The 18,281-nt window shown below is 66.4% G+C and carries 17 protein-coding genes and 1 tRNA gene; 9 read left to right on the forward strand and 9 right to left on the reverse strand.

Annotation, left to right across the window (positions count from 1 at the left end; all coding sequences use genetic code 11):
- Nucleotides 1-52: 52 nt before the first annotated feature.
- The 5 genes from BST15_RS13875 (at nt 53) to BST15_RS13890 (ending at nt 3,367) form a co-directional block, all read left to right on the forward strand.
- Nucleotides 53-125 (forward strand) — tRNA-Arg (locus BST15_RS13875).
- A gap of 295 nt (nt 126-420) precedes the next feature.
- Nucleotides 421-825 (forward strand): DUF732 domain-containing protein, encoded by a 405-nt coding sequence (locus tag BST15_RS13880; protein ID WP_046188820.1) that lies wholly within the window; start codon nt 421-423, stop codon nt 823-825.
- A gap of 86 nt (nt 826-911) precedes the next feature.
- Nucleotides 912-1,271 (forward strand): hypothetical protein, encoded by a 360-nt coding sequence (locus BST15_RS21790; RefSeq protein WP_131701190.1) that lies wholly within the window; start codon nt 912-914, stop codon nt 1,269-1,271.
- Nucleotides 1,272-1,277: 6 nt separating this feature from the next.
- Entirely contained in the window at nt 1,278-2,675 is a 1,398-nt protein-coding gene (locus BST15_RS13885) for a hypothetical protein (protein WP_052751426.1), read from the forward strand.
- 191 nt (nt 2,676-2,866) lie between these two features.
- Nucleotides 2,867-3,367, forward strand: a complete 501-nt coding sequence (locus BST15_RS13890; protein ID WP_052751425.1) for a hypothetical protein — start codon at nt 2,867-2,869, stop codon at nt 3,365-3,367.
- 128 nt (nt 3,368-3,495) lie between these two features.
- On the opposite strand, the gene BST15_RS13895 is transcribed toward BST15_RS13890, so the two are convergent.
- Together BST15_RS13895 and BST15_RS13900 are read right to left on the reverse strand one after the other, a co-directional pair.
- Nucleotides 3,496-5,445 carry a M48 family metallopeptidase gene (locus BST15_RS13895; RefSeq protein ID WP_046188821.1) on the reverse strand — a complete coding sequence of 650 codons (1,950 nt, stop codon included), beginning with the start codon at nt 5,443-5,445 and terminating at the stop codon, nt 3,496-3,498.
- A 13-nt stretch (nt 5,446-5,458) separates the two neighbouring features.
- Complete coding sequence (locus tag BST15_RS13900; protein WP_234708254.1) at nt 5,459-6,007, reverse strand: LemA family protein; 549 nt, start codon at nt 6,005-6,007, stop codon at nt 5,459-5,461.
- Between the two features lie 242 nt (nt 6,008-6,249).
- Between BST15_RS13900 and BST15_RS13905 the strand changes: the two genes are divergently transcribed.
- Complete coding sequence (locus tag BST15_RS13905) at nt 6,250-7,167, forward strand: LLM class F420-dependent oxidoreductase (RefSeq protein WP_046188823.1); 918 nt, start codon at nt 6,250-6,252, stop codon at nt 7,165-7,167.
- Between the two features lie 3 nt (nt 7,168-7,170).
- Here the strand turns inward: BST15_RS13905 and BST15_RS13910 are convergent, their stop codons facing one another.
- The 7 genes from BST15_RS13910 to BST15_RS13940 form a co-directional block, all read right to left on the reverse strand.
- On the reverse strand, nt 7,171-8,610 hold the full coding sequence (locus BST15_RS13910; protein WP_046188824.1) for a DUF4185 domain-containing protein: 1,440 nt from the start codon (nt 8,608-8,610) through the stop codon (nt 7,171-7,173).
- Nucleotides 8,611-8,741: 131 nt separating this feature from the next.
- The gene (locus tag BST15_RS13915) at nt 8,742-9,632 is read right to left on the reverse strand and encodes an LLM class flavin-dependent oxidoreductase (protein WP_046188846.1); all 891 of its coding nucleotides are present in this window, start codon (nt 9,630-9,632) and stop codon (nt 8,742-8,744) included.
- Between the two features lie 56 nt (nt 9,633-9,688).
- A complete protein-coding gene (locus BST15_RS13920; RefSeq protein ID WP_046188825.1) occupies nt 9,689-10,165 on the reverse strand; it encodes an Rrf2 family transcriptional regulator in 477 nt (158 codons plus the stop codon).
- Nucleotides 10,166-10,190: 25 nt separating this feature from the next.
- On the reverse strand, nt 10,191-10,919 hold the full coding sequence (locus tag BST15_RS13925; RefSeq protein ID WP_046188826.1) for a 3'(2'),5'-bisphosphate nucleotidase CysQ: 729 nt from the start codon (nt 10,917-10,919) through the stop codon (nt 10,191-10,193).
- Nucleotides 10,916-12,769, reverse strand: a complete 1,854-nt coding sequence (gene cysC, locus BST15_RS13930) for an adenylyl-sulfate kinase (protein WP_046188827.1) — start codon at nt 12,767-12,769, stop codon at nt 10,916-10,918. Before cysC ends, BST15_RS13925 begins: the two co-directional genes overlap by 4 nt.
- Nucleotides 12,769-13,707, reverse strand: a complete 939-nt coding sequence (gene cysD, locus BST15_RS13935) for a sulfate adenylyltransferase subunit CysD (RefSeq protein ID WP_046188828.1) — start codon at nt 13,705-13,707, stop codon at nt 12,769-12,771. Before cysD ends, cysC begins: the two co-directional genes overlap by 1 nt.
- A gap of 218 nt (nt 13,708-13,925) precedes the next feature.
- The gene (locus BST15_RS13940) at nt 13,926-14,417 is read right to left on the reverse strand and encodes a beta-class carbonic anhydrase (RefSeq protein WP_046188829.1); all 492 of its coding nucleotides are present in this window, start codon (nt 14,415-14,417) and stop codon (nt 13,926-13,928) included.
- A 162-nt stretch (nt 14,418-14,579) separates the two neighbouring features.
- On the opposite strand from BST15_RS13940, the gene BST15_RS13945 reads away from it, so the two are divergent.
- From BST15_RS13945 to BST15_RS13955, 3 genes are read left to right on the forward strand one after another with little or no spacing between them, the layout of a single operon-like run.
- Nucleotides 14,580-15,557: an ABC transporter permease gene (locus BST15_RS13945; protein WP_046188830.1), complete on the forward strand. Its 978-nt coding sequence runs from the start codon at nt 14,580-14,582 to the stop codon at nt 15,555-15,557.
- Nucleotides 15,554-16,432, forward strand: a complete 879-nt coding sequence (locus tag BST15_RS13950) for an ABC transporter permease (RefSeq protein WP_046188831.1) — start codon at nt 15,554-15,556, stop codon at nt 16,430-16,432. The genes BST15_RS13945 and BST15_RS13950 overlap by 4 nt, the downstream gene beginning before the upstream one ends.
- Nucleotides 16,429-18,258, forward strand: coding sequence for a dipeptide ABC transporter ATP-binding protein (locus BST15_RS13955; protein WP_046188832.1), 1,830 nt, complete (start codon nt 16,429-16,431; stop codon nt 18,256-18,258). Before BST15_RS13950 ends, BST15_RS13955 begins: the two co-directional genes overlap by 4 nt.
- Nucleotides 18,259-18,281: the final 23 nt, after the last annotated feature.

Consider the following 18,281-nt stretch of genomic DNA (forward strand, 5'->3'; position numbering starts at 1 on the left):
GGCAATGATGCGCTACTCTGTCAAAGCCCACACGGCGCCGCATCACGCGAGCGCCCCCGTAGCTCAGGGGATAGAGCGTCTGCCTCCGGAGCAGAAGGCCGCAGGTTCGAATCCTGCCGGGGGCACTTAGCTAAATTCTCCGCCTTGACGTTCAGGCGACTGTGACCTTTCGCTGGAGCAGCCACGAAAAGGCCGCCTACCCGTCTGCAACAGCCCACGGCTCGTCACATCGACGATTCCCAGAAGTAACCCGTAGGCCCCTTTACAGGGAGTGGACGCCACCGATTTGGCAGAGTGCACCGGGGGGCGTATCTGAACTCCGTTTCTCAGGCCGTTAGTACACTTCCTGGCAGCGGGCTGCGCACGATCTGTACGCTCACGCGATTCGGCACGCATAGACGACGCAGACGGAAGACGTGTGTGGCCAGCATCATCAAACACGCTGGAGCGGTGGCAGCGGTGGTATCAGCGATCAGTTGTTGTGCGTCGTTGGCGGTGCTAGCCGCCCCTACCGCGTCGGCCGACAACGACTCCTATCTCGCCGCGATGGACGCGCTTGGCGCGACTTCTGCAAAGGGCGACGACGGACTGCTGCGCACGGGCAAGTCTGCGTGCTCGATGTTGGCTCCGAGCGCCGGCCTGATGTTCGGCCGTAATCCAAACTGGGTCGCGCAGGTGATTTGGGAACAGAACCCCAGGCTCGAACGCAACGGGGCCGCCCTTCTCGTGAACGCCGCCATCGACAACTTGTGCCCCGGCGTGAACCCCCTCGGGTACGCGACGGTTGACGGTCCCGGCGATCAACCTCCACCAGCAACCCCCTAAAGGGCATTGAGGCCAAGAGAGCTTCGGCCTCGGCCCTGCCCTCGTACTGAATTTCGCAAACCGCGGTTCACTTATACGCTCTCTCCATGACCACTCCCGTGTTGCGGGTCTCCCCGGTCAGCCTTCGCGAGCTGGCGCAGCGCTGTTCAGCGCTGTCTGGTCATGTCCCACCGGCTTTGCCGACAACGGCAGGGCCTCGGTGGCAGTCCAGCGGCGCTGCCTCCAACACTGTCCACACCGGCGCCAGCGCAGCGGCTGCCGCGATGCGCACACGAATGACCGCCAACTCGACAAAGCTCGCCACCGCGGCCGACGAGTATGCGGCGATGGACAACGACGGTTCCGCCGCCCTGGCAGCGGTCCCCCAGCGTGATGCTGGCCCCCCGCCCTTGGTCCCGCTCTCCGGCACCGACGGCGGCGCGGGTGCGGCCGGGACGGGAAGGTAGCTCGCGATGACCTATCCGACGCTGACCGAGATCGAGGACGCCGACTGGGAATTCCTCACCACCAACGCAACCGCCTGGACCTGCCTCGCTGACACCTGGGAAGCCTCGTTCACCGAGGTCCGCGAGGCCTCAAAGACCCCTGGCGGGACCCCCTGGACCGGCGCCGGAGCTGAGGCCTTTCAACACCGCACCGCCGCCGATGTGGTCACCGTCCACGGCCCCGCGGACATGCTGCGCCGCGCCGCCGATATCGCCGCCCGCGCCGCACAGGCCCAACAAGGCAACAAGGCTGCTGTACTCGAAGCCATCGGCCTCGCCGAACGCGACGAATACCGCGTCGGCGACGACTACTCCGTCACCGACACCTGGGCCTACTACACTTCAGCGGCCGAGCAGGAGGCACGCGAGTTCGCGGCTGAGCGGCATCGGGCGTTCATCAGATCTCGGGCCGACAATCTGGTCCATCACGAGCAGGAAATAGCCCGCCAACTCGGCACCGCCACCGCTGGACTGCACACCTTCAGCTTCGGCGAAGACGGCGCTGACGGCGGGGCAGGCGGCAACGGGCGTCCGCATGTTCCGGCGCCAGTCGCACCCGACCCGTCCGATGCCGCGCGGCAGCGCGATCAGGCGATTGCCGATGATCCCGCTGCCGACCCCACGGCCCGCCGGCTGGCGCAGGAACGTCTCGATGATTTGCGGAATTCGGAGTTCATCGGCCCGCTACCAGCCGATCCAATTCTCGGCGGCGACGCGCGCACCCGCGCCCAAGCCAGACGGCAGTTTCAGGCTTTCCTGGAATCTGGTCAGGCTTATCCAGACCGACCACCGCTGACACCCGATGAAGCAACCCGAATGCTTGATAGGTGCGAATCCCAGGCTCGGGAATTGGTGCTTGGCAGCTTCGCCAGTCAGTTGAAATCGGCGGGGGTCTCGCCGGCCGGTGTCCGGCAAGCGCTCGATGAGGTGCACAGCGGCAAGTCACCCCGGCAGCTGATCCACGACGCGGGCTCTGGCATATCGGGCGGGGTCGGCGGCTTGGGCAGCGGCCTGGGTTCACAGGCGAACGCCCTACCCCAGGGCAAGCATTGGGGCGACGCTCAAGTGTGGTCGAAGGCGGATGTCGATGCCCTCAAGACGCTGGGTAAACGGCTGTCCGTGGCTGGTATCGCGCTGGATGGCGCGGTGACCATCAGCGACATCATGAACGGAGCTCCCGGCCGTGAAGAGTTTGCCAGACTCGGAGGGCGCAGTGCTGGCGCTTGGCTAGGAGGATTCGCCGCAGGGGCAGCCTGGGGTTCGTGGGTGGGGCCGGAGGGCACCGTGATCGTGGGACTTATCGGTTCTGTTGCTGGCGGGCTTGGCGGAGATAAAGTCGTGCAAATGATGATGGGTCAGGGATGATAGCCAATCTTTCTTTCGGATTAATCCTTCTGTGCTACCTAACAGGATTTCTACTCACGTTTTCAAAAACCAGCACCAGTTCCCAGCGACGCATCTACTGGATTTGCACCTGCGCAACAGGAGTATTTGGCGCCCTAGCAACCTATCCGACGTCGAACAACGCAGCAATACTGGCACTTTTAAGTCCGGCCGTGATGATAGGTGCAGCATATGTTGGCACTTCGTACATCAAGATCAGCGGCAAGATCTACTCGCTCACGATCACGGACCCTGACCCCGAGGATGCACCCGCGACAACTGACTCCACACAGCAGGAGATGGACCTCCACCCCGACTCCTACAGCGGGATCCTCACCGCCACAACCATGTGGTGGGGCCTCGTCGTACTCAACGCGATCGGCACCGGAAATGTGTATTTCGCCGCCACAGGAAAAGGCGAGATCTGGGTCGGCGTCATGAGTGGCTCGTTCTCCGCACTGCTGACCATCGTCACCGCGTACGGCGACGCCAGCTGGCGCTACCCGATCGCACGCGGACAATACGTCCAGTTCGTCGTCAACACAGTCATCACCGCCGGTGTTTTCTACTTCCTGTACGTGGCCGCCTACTACGCCGGCCGGCGCCACCCCATCCGACGCAAACAGTCCATGGAATATCGAGTACACCCCCGCCACAGGGAGCTGGACAGCTGATACCGCCGCATTGGCCGCTGCTCTGCTCCAGCGAGCAGCGAGGAACCCCGCGGTGGTTCCTCGATAGCTGCTAATCCCTGCCCAGCGGGTCGGTGGTGGGTCCGCTCGGCTTGCTTCACCGACGACAGTCAGCCCAACAGCGCCGGCAGGGGAACGTGCATCAAGCAGCATGCCGCACGGAGTAATTCAGCTTCCGACGCTGTCACGATGCCGTCGTGCAGCACCGATTCCACCATCGCTTCAACGAGCGCCTGCTTCGCCTTCGGGTCCAAGGAGTCGAGGGCGGCCCAGCCTTCGTCGAGGGTCTGCTGCCAGCTCAAGCGGCGTGGGTTCTCGGGCCTGGCGGTATCACCGTAAAGTCGTTGCAGCGCAATGTCCAAAGTCTGTGCAGCCGCGTTTTGGTCGGCGCCCCCGGCGACCGCGAGAGTCGCCAGCAGGGTCGTCACCACCGGACGCACACCGGTGAGCGAATCGCTGCCCACCTTGCTTCTGCGAGCTGGGTCGTTGGTATCGAGTAGGTACACCCAGACAAGGCGGGTCAGGCAGTATTCGAACATCGTCACCTTCTCGTCGGCGACGGCGAGCGCATTGAGCACCGCGATGAGCGCGTCCTGTTCGGCACGAGAGTGGGTGGCGATCTGCGGCAAGGCAAGCGCGACGACCGGGAGCCGAAGTTCGCGCGGCAGCGCGCGCATCCGGTCGGCGAGCTTGGCGGCTTCCCGCGCCTGCGTCGGCCCCAGAAGCTCGGTCACCGAGGCAAGCTGGCGGGCGTGCAGCCCCCCGCTCGACGGCGCCAGGAGCAACGCGATAACGGCCGCGGGGGCCGTGGTGGGCTGGCTGGCCAGCGCGCGAACATCGTCAGGGATCCGCGCATGCAGAGCCGCGCCGTACTTGAGGTCAGCCGGAGTGAAGGTGCCTGCGCGAGCCACGACTTGCTCGGGGCTGGTGCGCCAGCCGGCATTGGGGACTTGCTCTGGCGCGGAGCCCTGACGGCCGAGCGCCGTTGCGGCAGGGGCGAAACCCGCGGCGACGTCCTCGGCCAGGCCATCGGGTGCCTGATTGGCGTACCGCTGCTGTAGTTCGGCGATTTCGCCGGGGTCGAAAGTGGGGTTGAGTGCCCTGATCCGGTCCGTGAGTGGCGGATGCGTCGCGAACAACGACGCGAACGACCGTCGCGCGCCCTCTCCGAACAGCATGTGACTGACCTCGGCCGCATTGCGTGAGTTGCTCAACCGCGAACCGGTCGGTACGCCGCCGATCTTCTTCAGTGCGCCTTCGAGGCCGTCGGTCTGGCGCGTGAACTGCACCGCCGACGCGTCGGCCAGCCACTCGCGTTGCCGTGCGACCGCAGCCTTGATCACGTTGGCGAAGAACACGCCGACGTAGCCGAGCACCATCATCGCGAACGCGAACGCCACGAGGGGAAGCGCGCGTTTGCCGTCACTCCCGCGCCCGCCGAGCTGCAGCATGCGCAAACCGATCATTCCGATCAGCAGGATTCCGCTGAGCAGTCCGATGAGTCGGATGTTCAGCCGCATATCACCGTTGAGGATGTGGCTGAACTCGTGAGCGATGACACCCTGTAATTCATCACGGTTGAGTTGTGCCAGGGCGCCACCTGTCACCGCGATCGCAGCATCGGCAGGTGTGAAACCGGCTGCGAAAGCGTTGATTCCGGGTTCACCCGGCATGACGAACAGCCGTGGCGCAGGCACGCCGGACGCCAGCGACATCTCCTCGACGACGTTGACGTACCTACGCAACTGTGGGTCGGTCGTCGTCGGGTCCACGGGAACCGCGCCAACGGCAGCGGCGACAGCAACGCCCCCCTGGCGCAGCGAGATTGTCTTGAACAACGTTCCACCTGCGATGACCACGAGCGTGATCGCGGTGACGACGATGACGATCGCCAGAATCGATGACGCATCGATCCCGCCGTAATCCTTGGAGAGATAGAGCATCGCAATCACCGCGGCGGCATCGATCGCCGCGACCAACGCCATCACCGCGGCCCCGAAGAGCAGGACCAGCTTCAGCGTGGTTCCCTTGGCGGCCCGCTGATGCTCGAAGAAGTTCATGGCCGCCGGTCGGTCAGAACTGAACCTTCGGCGCGTCCCGCATCTCCGGGTGCTCCGGCGGGATCTCGAGCAGGGCGGCCGGAGCAAAGTTGAACATGCCGGCATAGACATTGCCGGGGAACGTCTCACGCCGGTTGTTGTAGCTCATCACCGCGTCGTTGTAGGCCTGGCGGGCGAACGCGACCTTGTTTTCCGTGGAGGTCAGTTCCTCCGACAGTTGCATCATGTTCTGGTTTGCCTTGAGGTCGGGATACTGCTCGACCACCAGGTTGAGCCGGCTCAGCGCGCCGTTGAGTGCCTGCTGCCCCTGCGCCAACTGCTGCATCGCCGCCGGGTCACCGGGATTGGCCTGGGCGGCGGCAAGGCCGTTCATCGCGGCGCCACGCGCATTGATGACGGCCTCCAGGGTCTGGCGCTCATGCGCCATGTACGCCTTGGCGGTTTCGATCAGGTTGGGAATGAGGTCGAAGCGACGCCGCAACTGAACATCGATCTGGGCGAAGGCGTTCTTGTACGCGTTGCGCGCCCGAACCAGCCCGTTGTAGCCCGCGATCACGAGCACCGTGAGGAGCAGAAATATGGCTACGACGACGATGATTCCTGTGGTGAGCCCCATGAGGCATACCTCCAAAGAGTCGGCCTTGCCGCAGTTTGTGCGGTTTGCGGCGAAGCGTAACCGCTACAAAGGCCACCGCAGGCCCGTTCGGAGGCTTCTCCGGAACTGGAGGCACGACGATCCGCAATCCCAGTTCGCGCACAGCGCAAATCGCCCCGGGGCCTGCCAGCCGAACTAAGGTCGACTAAGTGACGATTCGCCTTGGCTACCAGATCCCTAACTTCTCCTACGGCACCGGCGTTGCGGAGCTGTTCCCCACCGTCATCGCCCAGGCCCGCGAGGCCGAGGCCGCCGGGTTTGACGCGGTCTTTCTGATGGATCACTTCTATCAACTGCCCATGCTGGGCTCCCCCGACCAGCCGATGTTGGAGGCCTACACGGCTCTGGGGGCGCTGGCGACCGCCACCGAACGCCTGCAGCTGGGCACGCTGGTCACCGGCAACAGCTACCGCAATCCGACGTTGCTGGCCAAGATCATCACCACGCTGGACGTGGTCAGCGCCGGGCGCGCCATCCTGGGTATCGGCACCGGGTGGTTCGAGCTCGAACACGACCAGTTGGGCTTTGAGTTCGGCACTTTCACCGACCGGTTCAACCGCCTGGGCGAGGCGCTGCAGATCATCCTGCCGATGCTCAAGGGCGAGCGGCCCACCTTCGACGGCACCTGGTACCACACCCAAGATGCCCTGGCCGAGCCGCGATTCCGCGACCACATTCCCCTGCTGATCGGCGGCAGCGGCGAGAAGAAGACCATTCCGCTGGCAGCCCGCCACTTCGACCACCTCAACCTCATCACTGGATTCGACGAGGTCCGCGCGAAGATGGACGTGGTGCGGCGCAGCTGCGAGCAGGTCGACCGCGACCCGGCCACCTTGGAGACCAGCATGCTGCTCACGGTGGTGCCCGACGCCAATGCCAGCGTCGATCAGCTGCCCGCGGAACTGTCGCAACGCATGGTGGTCGGCAGCCCGGAGTCGATCGCCGAGCAGATCAAGACCAAGGTGCTCGATGCCGGGGTCAGTGGCGTGATCTTCAACATCCCTGCCTACCGTCCCGGGGTGATCGCCGAGACCGGGGCGGCGTTGCGCGCCGTGCTCGACGCCTGAACCTCAGCCCAACACCGTGTGCATCAGCATCACGTCGTAGGCGTTCCACAGCGACAGCGTGAAGTACACGTCCTTGCCCGTGGACCAGGGATGCACATACGGCGCGTAGATGCCGCCGGGAATCTGGCCGGTGGGGATCAGCGTCTGCTCCCCGCTCCACGGGCCCTGCGGTGTCGGCGCGGTGCGGGCCACCACGTCATTGCCGCCGTTGCCATACAGCGCCAGGTACTGGCGCAGGTAGGTGTTGTACTGCACCGACATCTCGCCCACCGGGCCGGGAATCACCGGGGTGGCCGCGGCCGGGTTGGCCGGCACCCAGGATCCACTGTCCCCGTTCCAGTATTGGTACTTCGTGAGGTCGGGGATGGATCGCTCGGGCACCCGCGACAGATAGGCCGAGCCGCCGCGACCGGACGGGGTTCCATAGGAGTACAGGTAGCCGTCGTTGCCGCGCAGGAACGCGCCCATCTGGAACTTCTCATTACCGGGGACGAACTGCGCCCGGGGCACGTTCTCCTGCGAGGTCGAGCGCACCGTGCCCGGGTAAACGCCCCACGTCTCGCCGTTGTCGTTTGAGACCGCGATCGCCGAGTAGTTGGTGGACCATTCGCCGTCGCGGCCCCACTGCTTGATGGACATGAAGTTCATGTACTGGTTGCCGGCGATTCCGATGGCGGCGGTGGGGATCATGCCCTCCTGATGCTGCGCCAGTTGCACCGCGGGCAGGACCTGCTTAGAAAAATTCGCTTGCCGCAGAGGCGAACCCGAGTACTTGTTGCCCACGACGCCGGGCGCCACCGTGATCCCGTCGGCCAGGTTGTTGTCATTGCTGCGGAACAGCACATTCTGTCGCCATTGCTTGCCCTGGATGCGGCAGTAGCCGAAAGTGTCGCCGAACGCGTAAAGGACCTGACGATTAGCGGGATCACCGTTGTCCCAGGGGATTCCGAGGTCAGTTCCGGAGACGCCGAAGCGCTGCAGGGTTTGATTGGGGCTGTTGGGCCCGGTCATCCACTCCACCAGCGACGTCTGGGCTCCAGCGATGGCACCACCGGGATCGGCCGTCGACAAACCCGGATCCGCACCGGGGATCGGGACGGGCTGAGCCGGCTGGGCGACGTTGGGAACCGCTTGTCCGGCGGGATTCGGCACCGGCGGCACCACCGCGGCCTGCTGCTTGATGGTTCCGTTGGGGTTGATCAGAGCGGCGATCAACGGGCCGAGTTTGGGCAGCGGCGCTTGATCATTGGTGCCACGCGGGCGCCGCCCCGACGGCAGCTGGCCGGCCCCGGTGGTCGGAGAACCCGGCGGCGGGTCGATGTTGGCCTCGGGGGCATTGCAGGTAGCCGCCATGGCCGGCGGCGCGAACTCGGTGGCAGCGACCAGCCCGAGAACCACAGCGGGCACCATTGCCGCCGAAACGATTCGACGCGTCGCCGACATGTCCCAACCTTTCCCAGGACCCGATCCCGGGCCTCCCACCACTGCGACGATAGTGATTTGTGGGACTGCTGTGACCGCTGAGAGAACGATAGAGACGCATCCGTGACGGTGTCGCAACCGGCGAATCGGGGCTAGCCGGCGGTACCGAACTCCGCCACCACATCGGCCACACTGCGCAGTTGACCCAGGTCGGAGCTGGTCGGGATCAGATGGATCTCGTCGGTGCCGACCGCAGCAAACCGGCGCAGAACCTCGGCCAGCTCGTCCTCACTGCCGGCCCACCCGGTGCTCGGTGCCATCGCCTCGACATATTCGGCGGGAATCCAGTTCATGTAGCGCAGCAAATGCCGACGCACCTGGTCGCGGGCGGTATCGGGGTCACCGAGGGCGAACCAGAACGACGTGGCCAGATGCGGCGTGCCCCGCCCCGCCTGGCGCCAGGCATCCCGGCCAACGTCGAACAGTTCGTTCTGCTTGGCCACGTCGAGGTCCATGGTGATGCCGGCCAGGCCTTCCGCCCAGGTCGCCGCGCTGCGCAGGGTTTTGGGTCCGATGGTGCCGACCAGCAACGGCGGCCCACCCGGTTGCACCGGGGCAGGTCCCACCGGCAGTACCGCCTCGGTGATCTTCTCCCCCGCCCAGACCCGTCGCATGATCGCCACCGCGGCGGCCAACTCGCCCATCTTCTGCGTCGCCGGATCGGCGCCGACGGCGCGGTAGTCCTCGTCACGCCCACCGATTCCAAGCCCCACGGTCAGCCGGCCAGCACTGAGCACATCGGCGGTGGCCAGCGCCTTGGCCAGCAGGACGGGGTCGTGCAGTTGCGGGACGATCACCGTGGTCACCAGACGCACCCGCTCGGTCCACGCCGACAGCGCACCCAGCAGGGTCAGGCTGTCGGGATTGGTGAAGGCGATCCGCTCGCCCCAGCACAACGAGGAGAACGGTCCGTCGTCGATTGCGCGCGCCCAGTCTCGCAGCAGCGCCGCGTCGAGGTCTGGCTCCATCACCGGCATGGTCATTCCCACCTGCATGACGGCGATTGTGGCACGGGGCGGCGCGTCCTGGACCGCCGCATCTACCCCGGCGAATGACCTCGCTGGCGTTCCTGCGTGCGGTAATCGGTGGCAAGTTCGGCGACGTGAGTGGGCAGCTCGCCCGAGGCAACGTCGGCCAGGCTGGTCTCTTCCAGTACCGAGCGCATGCTGGCCCGCAACGCCCGCCACACGTCGGTCAACGCGGCCGTGGGGCCGGAATAGGGCAGGTCGCCCATGCCGATATCGCGAACGCTGGCCAGCGGACCGTCGATGCAGCGCAGCACATCGGCGACGCTGATCGCCGTGGCCGCCCGGGCCAACTCATAGCCGCCGTCACGTCCGCGCTGACTGCGCACCAGCCGATCGGTGCGCAGATCGGACAGGATGTCGACGAGAAACTGGGCCGGAATGCCCTGCGCGGCCGCGATCTCATCGGTCTTGATCAGCGCGCCGGGTTCGGCGGTGGCCAGTTGGACCATCGCTCGCACCGCGTACTCCGCCTTGGCCGACATGCGCATTGCGAGCATTCTTCCATCCGGTGGATCACCCGATGGCCGCGAGCACCTCTTGCGCGTACTCGGGGCGACACACCACCAGATCGGGCAGCAGTGGGTCCGGCCGGTTGTAGACCAACGGTGAACCGTCGATCCGCGAGGTATGCAGGCCGGCGGCCCGGGCCACCGCAACCGGCGCGGCCGAGTCCCACTCGTACTGCCCGCCGGCGTGCACGTAGACATCGGCGATGCCCTGCACCACCGCGGCGACCTTCACACCGGCCGAGCCCATCGGCACCAGCACCCCGTCCAGTCGCTCACGGACTGCTTCGGCGACCGCGGGCGGGCGGCTGCGCGACACCGCGATACGCGGCGCCGCATCGTGAGATGGTGGCGCGGCCACCGCCGGGGTTGCCAGCGTGCTGCCCCGTGCGGGCAGGGCCACTGCCCCGGCCGTCAGCTCACCGGACTGCCACAGCGCCACGTGCACGGCCCAGTCGTCGCGGCCGAGTTCGCTGAACTCGCGGGTGCCGTCCAGCGGATCCACGATCCACACCCGCTCGGCACTGAGCCGAACCGGGTTGTCGGCGCCCTCTTCGGACAGCACTGCGTCCTGGGGACGCTCGGCGGCCAGCGCGGCCATCAGGAAATCGTGCGACCGCTGGTCGCCGGCTGCTTTGCGCTCCGCTTCGCTGGCATCGGCCAGTTCCTCGCGGACCCGCAGCAGCAGCCGGCCCGCCTCGGTGGCCAGCTGTGCGGCCAGCTGGTGATCGTTCACTTTCGGTTGTCGATCGCCGCGATGACCTGGCGGGCCTGCTCCTCGATGCTGTTCTCCGAGCTCAACCGCACGTCGGGATTCCGCGGCCGCTGATACGGGCTGTCGATACCGGTGAAGTGCGTGATCAAGCCCGCGCGAGCCTTGGCGTAGAGCCCCTTGGGATCACGCTGCTCGCATTCCTCCAAGGAGGTGTCGCAGAAGACCTCGACAAAGTCGAAACCGGCGTCGGTGTGCACCTGGCGAGCCAATTGGCGGTGCTCGATCAGGGGGCTGATCGCCGGCACCAACACGATCTGACCGGAGTCGGCGAGCAAGGTGGCCACGTGCGCCAGCCGACGCAGGTTCTCGGCGCGGTCAGCCATCGAGAAGCCCAGGTCGGCGTTGAGGCCGTGCCGCAGGTTGTCACCGTCGAGAACGTATGCGGGCGTGCCGCGTTCGAGCAGCAACTGCTCCACCTTCATAGCCACCGACGACTTGCCCGCACCGGACAGTCCGGTCAGCCACACGGTGCGACCCTTGGACAACCGGTCGGTGGCGGCAACCAGCGATTCGTGACGCACCGTGTTGGGGCTGGCGGTGCGCGGCGAGACGTCGCGCAGCACCATGCCGGCGGCGACGGTTCCGTTGGTGGCCTGGTCGATCAGGATGAACGAACCGGTGGCGCCGTTGCGGCTGAATTCGTCGAGCATCAGCGGAGTCTGGGCACGCAGCGAGACGCGACCCAGCTCATTGATCTTCAATTCCGTCGCATCCTTGTCACGATGCAAGGTGTTGACGTCGAGGCGGTAGTCCAACTCCATGACCTTCACCCGGGTGGTGCGGGTGGTGTGCTTGATCACGTAGTCGTTGCCGGGCCGCAGCGCCGCACCGTCGGCCATCCAACACACGGTGGCGTCGAAGTCCTGCACGACGCGCGGCTGGTTGTTGGTGCGGACGATCATGTCGCCGCGGGAGATGTCGATGTCATCGGCAAGGCTCACCGAGACCGCCATCGGCGGGAAGGCTTCGGCCACCACACCGGTGGGACCTTCGATGACCTCAACGCGGCTGGGCTTGCCCGAGGGCAGCACCACGACATCGTCACCGGGACGCAGCACGCCGCTGGCCACCGTGCCGGCATAGCTGCGGTGATCGGCGTGCTCGTGGGTCTGCGGGCGGATCACGTACTGCACCGGGAACCGCACGTCGACCAGGTTGCGGTCGCCGGCAATGTAGACCTCTTCGAGGTGCGACAGCAGGGCCGGGCCGTCGTAGAACGGCGTCTTGTCGGACTTGGTCACCACGTTGTCGCCGAGCAGCGCCGAGATCGGGATGGTGGTCACGTCATGGACGTCCAGTCGGGTCGCGAACGAGTGGAAGTCGTCGCGGATCGCCTCGAACTTCTCAGCGTCCCAGCCGATCAGGTCCATCTTGTTGACGGCCAGCACGATGTGCCGGATCCCCAACAGGGAGGCCAGGAAGGTGTGCCGGCGGGACTGCTCCTGCAGGCCGTGCCGTGCGTCAACCAGTACGATCGCCAGCTGCGCGGTGGAGGCACCGGTCACCATGTTGCGGGTGTACTGAATGTGCCCCGGGGTGTCGGCGATGATGAATTTCCGCTTGGGCGTTGCGAAGTAGCGGTAGGCGACGTCGATCGTGATGCCCTGCTCACGCTCGGCGCGCAGGCCGTCGGTGACCAGCGCCAAGTCGGTGTAGTCATTGCCGCGTTCGCGCGACGTGCGCTCGACCGAGGCCAGCTGATCTTCCATGACGGCCTTGGAGTCGAACAACAGCCGCCCGATCAGTGTGGACTTGCCGTCGTCGACCGAGCCCGCCGTGGCGATTCGAAGCAGCGTGGTTGCCGCACCCATCAGAAATACCCCTGCCTCTTGCGGTCTTCCATGCCTGCCTCTGAGATCCGGTCGTCGGCGCGAGTCGCCCCGCGCTCGGTCAGCCGTGACACCGCGGTCTCATCAATCACCTCGTCGACGGTGGACGCCGTGGACTCCACGCAACCGGTGCAGGTGACGTCGCCGACCGTGCGGAACCGGACCGAGGTCTCGAAGACCTCTTCGCCGTCGACGGGCCGCAGGAACTCGTGTTCGGCCAGCAGCATCCCGTCACGCCGGAAGACCCGGCGCTGATGAGCGAAATAGATTGAGGGCAAGGTGATTTCCTCGGCCCCGATGTAGGACCAGATGTCGAACTCGGTCCAGTTCGACAGCGGGAAAGCCCGGATGTGCTCGCCCTTGCGGTGCCGCCCGTTGTAGAGGTTCCACAGCTCCGGCCGCTGCACCTTGGGGTCCCACTGGCCGAACTCGTCACGGAAGCTGAACACCCGCTCCTTGGCCCGCGCCTTCTCCTCGTCGCGGCGGGCGCCACCGAATGCGGCGTCGAACTTGTTCTCGCGGATGGCCCGCAGCAGGGTGACGGTCTGCAGCGGGTTGCGCGAGGGCCCGTCGTCGACCACGCGGCCGGCGTCGATGTCTTCCTGCACCGACGCGACCACCAGGCGGACACCGTTTCGGGCCACCAGCTCGTCGCGCGCGGCGATGACCTCGTCGAAGTTGTGTCCGGTGTCGACGTGCATCACCGGGAACGGCAACCGTCCCGGCAGGAACGCCTTGACCGCCAGATGCAGCATGACGATGGAGTCCTTGCCGCCGGAGAACAGCAGCACCGGACGCTCGAACTCGGCCGCCACCTCCCGGATGATGTGGATGGCCTCGGCCTCCAGGGTGCGCAGATGCGTGAGCTGATAGTGCCCGGCCGTGGTGGCCTCGGGGGGCGCGGTGACGTTACTGGTCATGACTTCCTTGCCAGAGATACCCGATAATCTTGGTGAGACTTACCATATTTACTGGTTATAGCCGGCTATGCAACCAGCCGCACGGCGTCGCTGTCAACATGACGCGCGCGCCCGGGCGCCCTCCTCGCGCGAGCGTGCGTGTCGGCACGCCGACACGCCGCCCCCGAGCGGACATCTGCGCACCCTCATCGGGGGTGGGCGCCTTCCCCGGAGGGCAGCTACAGCGTGACCTCGTCAAGCTTTCCGGTAGCGACGTCGAAGACGAACCCCCGCAACGAGGTGGTCGCCGTGATGAACGGGCTGGCCTTGATACGCCGCAACGACTGCCGAACGTCCTCGACCGGGTCCGGGAACGCCTCGGCCGACCAGGTCGGGCGGATGCCCGTTTCCTCCAGGATGGAGCGCTTGAAGTCGTCGTCGGTGAAGGTCAGCATGCCGCAGTCGGTGTGGTGGATCAGGATGATCTCCCGGGTGCCCAACAGTCGCTGGCTGATCGCCAGGGAGCGGATGGCGTCCTCGGAGACGACCCCACCGGCGTTGCGGATGGTGTGCGCTTCGCCCTCGTTGAGACCGAGCACGCGGTAGACGTCGAGGCGGGCATCCATGCAGGCGACGATCGCGACATGCTTGCTCGGCGGCATGGGCAGCGGACCCTTGAAGGTCTTCGCGTATTCAGCGTTGTTTGCCAAGAACTCATCGGTGACGGTCACCAAGCTTCTCCCTCTGTCGCAGTCCAGCGGAGCCTAGTGAACGAAGCCGCACAATTCACGGGTAAAAATCACGCAATATCCTCATCCGACGGCTCCTGACCCGCCGCGAGCGTGCAGGGATGCACAGGATGTCCCGGGGCGGCACCCTCTACCCTTTTGGCCATGACGCGGTTTCTGGCCGGCCGGGCGCTGAACTACCTGGTGCTGCTGGGTCTCGCCTCGTTCCTGACGTTCTGCCTGACGTCGTTGGCCTTCGCGCCGCTGGACAGCCTCATGCAACGCAACCCGCGCCCACCGCAGGCCGTGATCGACGCCAAGGCCGCCGAACTGGGCCTGGACAAGCCGATTCCGCTGAGGTACGCGCACTGGGCCACCCACGCCGTGCGCGGCGACTTCGGCGTCACCGTCACCGGGCAACCGGTCTCTGCTGAACTGGGCCGGCGGGTGGGCGTCAGCCTGCGCCTGCTGATCGTCGGTTCACTGGCCGGCACCGCGATCGGCGTGGTGGCCGGGGCATGGGGGGCGGTGCGCCAGTACCGGCTGTCGGACCGGGTAATCACCATGGCGGCGCTCCTGGTGCTCTCGGTCCCCACGTTCGTCCTGGCCAACCTGGTGATCCTGAGCGCGTTGCGGGTCAACTGGGCACTGGGCGCCCAACTGTTCGACTACACCGGCGAGACCTCCCCCGGGCTGGTCACCGGCTTCTGGCCCGGCCTGGCCGACCGGCTGCAACATCTGGTGTTGCCGTCGCTGACCTTGGCGCTGGGCGCGGCCGCCAGTTTCAGCCGCTACCAGCGCAACGCGATGCTCGATGTGCTCGGCCAGGACTTCATCCGCACCGCACGCGCCAAGGGCCTGACGCGGCGGCGCGCCCTGTTCAAGCACGGGCTGCGCACGGCGCTGATCCCGATGGCGACGCTGTTCGCCTACGGGGTGGCAGGCCTGGTCACCGGCGCGGTGTTCGTCGAGAAGATCTTCGGGTGGCACGGCATGGGCGAATGGGTGGTGCAGGGCGTGGCGACCCAAGACACCAACATCGTCGCGGCCATCACGGTGTTCTCCGGCGCGGTGGTGCTGCTGGCCGGGCTGCTCTCCGACGTCATCTACGCGATCCTCGATCCGCGGGTGCGCGTGTCATGACCGACATCGAATTCGCCTCACGGCGCACCCTGGTGCTGCGCCGGTTCCTGCGCAGCCGCACGGCGGTGGGTGCACTGGTGCTGTTGGCGGCGATGTTCGTCGGCTGCTACGCCCTGCCGGGCCTGTTGCCCTACTCCTACACAGACCTGGACTATGATGCGCTGCTGGTTCCGCCGGGCACCCGGCACTGGTTGGGCACCAACGGCTTAGGCCAAGATCTGCTGGCCCAGATCCTGCGCGGCATGCAGAAGTCAATGCTGATCGGGGTGTGTGTGGCGCTGATCTCGACCGTGATCGCCGCGACAGTGGGCGCCATCTCGGGGTATTTCGGCGGCTGGCGTGACCGGGTGCTGATGTGGCTGGTCGACCTGCTGCTGGTGGTGCCGGCGTTCATCCTGATCGCGATCATCACCCCGCGCACCAAGAACAGCGGCAACATCGCCCTGTTGGTGTTGCTGCTGGCCGGATTCAGCTGGATGATCAGCGCCCGGATGGTACGGGGGCTGACCATGAGCCTGCGGGAACGCGAATTCATCCGTGCCGCACGCTATATGGGCGTCTCCAGCCGGCGGATCATCCTCGACCATGTGGTGCCCAACGTGGCGTCCATCCTGATCATCGACACCGCGCTCAACGTCGCGATGGCGATCCTGGCCGAAACCGGCTTGAGCTACCTGGGTTTCGGCATCCAGCCGCCCGACGTATCGCTGGGCACCCTGATCGCCGACGGCACCGCCTCGGCCATCACCTTCCCGTGGGTTTTCCTCTTCCCGGCCGGGGTGCTGATCACCATCCTGGTCTGCGCCAACCTCGCCGGGGACGGTCTGCGCGACGCCCTGGACCCCGACGCCGCCACCCTGCGGGGCCACCGGTGAGCCCGCTGCTGGAAGTCGCCGACCTGGCCGTGACATTCGGCTCCGGCCCCGACGCTGTGCGTGCGGTACGTGGCGTCAGCTACCACGTCGACGCCGGCGAAGTGGTGGCGATGGTGGGTGAGTCGGGCTCCGGAAAATCCGCGGCGGCCATGGCCGTGATGGGACTGCTGCCCGAGCATGCTCAGGTGTCCGGTTCAGTACGGCTACACGGCACGCAGCTGATCGGGCTGGGCGATGCCGCCATGTCGAAGTTCCGCGGCGCCTCAATCGGGATGGTGTTCCAGGACCCGATGTCGGCACTGACGCCGGTCTACACCGTGGGCGACCAGATCGCCGAGGCCATCGAGGTGCACCAGCCCCGGGTGGGCCGCGCCACGGCACGTCAGCGTGCGGTCGAGCTGCTGGAGCTGGTCGGGATCAATCGGCCCGAGCAGCGGGCACGGGCATTTCCGCACGAGCTCTCCGGCGGGGAGCGCCAACGGGTGGTGATCGCGATCGCGATCGCCTGTGACCCCGATCTGCTGATCTGCGACGAACCCACCACCGCCCTGGACGTCACCGTGCAGGCCCAGATCCTCGAAGTCCTCAAGACCGCGCGCGACGTGACGGGGGCGGGGGTGCTGATCATCACCCACGACCTGGGCGTGGTCGCCGAATTCGCCGACCGAGCCCTGGTGATGTACGCCGGACGGGTGGTGGAGGCCGCCCCGGTGGAGGTCCTCTACCGCGATCGGCGGATGCCCTACACCGTCGGCCTGCTGGGTTCGGTGCCGCGCCTGGACGCGCCGCAGGGCACCCGACTGGTGCCGATACCGGGCGCCCCACCGTCGCTGAGCAGGGGCGATGCGGGCTGCCCCTTCGCCCCCCGCTGCCCGCTGGCCGCCGACGACTGCCTGGTGGGCGAGCCGGAACTGCTGGATCTCGGCGCCGGGCATTCCGCCGCCTGCATCCACACCGACCAGGTGGCCGGGCGCAGCGCCGCCGACATCTATCGGGTGAGCACCCAGGTGGCAGACGTGGCCTGCGGTGAGGCCCCCACCGTGCTGCGGGTTCGCGACCTGGTGAAGACCTTCCCGCTGACCAAGGGAATGCTGCGTCGGCGGGCCGGCGAGGTACGCGCCGTCTCCCAGGTGAGTTTCGATGTGCACCAGGGCCGCACGCTGGCGATCGTCGGCGAATCCGGTTCGGGCAAATCCACCACCTTGCACCAGATCCTGGAGCTGGCCCCGCCGCAGTCCGGGTCGATCGAGGTGCTGGGATCCGATGTCGCCGCTTTGACACGCAACGGCAGACGTGCCCTGCGGCGTGACCTGCAGGTGGTGTTCCAGGACCCGGTGGCTTCCCTGGATCCCCGACTCCCGGTCTTCGATCTGCTGGCCGAACCGCTGCGCGCCAACGGTTTCGACAGAGCCGCCATCCATGCCCGCGTCGCGGAATTACTGGAGCTGGTCGGGCTGCGACGCGGCGACGCGCTGCGTTACCCCTCGGAGTTCTCCGGCGGGCAAAAGCAGCGGATCGGCATCGCCCGCGCCTTGGCGTTGCAGCCGAAGATTCTGGCGCTCGATGAGCCGGTCTCCGCCCTGGATGTATCGATCCAGGCCGGGATCATCAACCTGCTGCTGGATCTTCAGCAGCAGCTCGGGCTGTCGTATCTGTTTGTGTCGCATGATCTGTCGGTGGTCAAACACCTGGCGCACCGGGTAGCGGTGATGTTCGCCGGGGAAATCGTCGAGCAGGGCGACGCCGATCAGGTGTTCGGCAATCCACAACACGACTACACCCGGCGCCTGTTGGCCTCGGTCCCGCAACCGGTGGTGAACTCATGACCCGTGCGTTGACTCTGCGCTCA

The organism is Mycolicibacter arupensis (assembly GCF_002086515.1).
Classification (GTDB): Bacteria; Actinomycetota; Actinomycetes; order Mycobacteriales; family Mycobacteriaceae; genus Mycobacterium; species Mycobacterium arupense.

Bases quoted from the DNA above. Each gene is read 5' to 3' on its own strand.
- BST15_RS21790 (WP_131701190.1), top strand. From the start codon at position 912: ATGACCACTCCCGTGTTGCGGGTCTCCCCGGTCAGCCTTCGCGAGCTG.
- BST15_RS13885 (WP_052751426.1), top strand. From the start codon at position 1,278: ATGACCTATCCGACGCTGACCGAGATCGAGGACGCCGACTGGGAATTC.
- BST15_RS13895 (WP_046188821.1), bottom strand. From the start codon at position 5,445: ATGAACTTCTTCGAGCATCAGCGGGCCGCCAAGGGAACCACGCTGAAG.
- BST15_RS13910 (WP_046188824.1), bottom strand. From the start codon at position 8,610: ATGTCGGCGACGCGTCGAATCGTTTCGGCGGCAATGGTGCCCGCTGTG.
- BST15_RS13915 (WP_046188846.1), bottom strand. From the start codon at position 9,632: ATGACCATGCCGGTGATGGAGCCAGACCTCGACGCGGCGCTGCTGCGA.
- BST15_RS13920 (WP_046188825.1), bottom strand. From the start codon at position 10,165: ATGCGCATGTCGGCCAAGGCGGAGTACGCGGTGCGAGCGATGGTCCAA.
- cysC (WP_046188827.1), bottom strand. From the start codon at position 12,769: ATGGGTGCGGCAACCACGCTGCTTCGAATCGCCACGGCGGGCTCGGTC.
- cysD (WP_046188828.1), bottom strand. From the start codon at position 13,707: ATGACCAGTAACGTCACCGCGCCCCCCGAGGCCACCACGGCCGGGCAC.
- BST15_RS13945 (WP_046188830.1), top strand. From the start codon at position 14,580: ATGACGCGGTTTCTGGCCGGCCGGGCGCTGAACTACCTGGTGCTGCTG.
- BST15_RS13950 (WP_046188831.1), top strand. From the start codon at position 15,554: ATGACCGACATCGAATTCGCCTCACGGCGCACCCTGGTGCTGCGCCGG.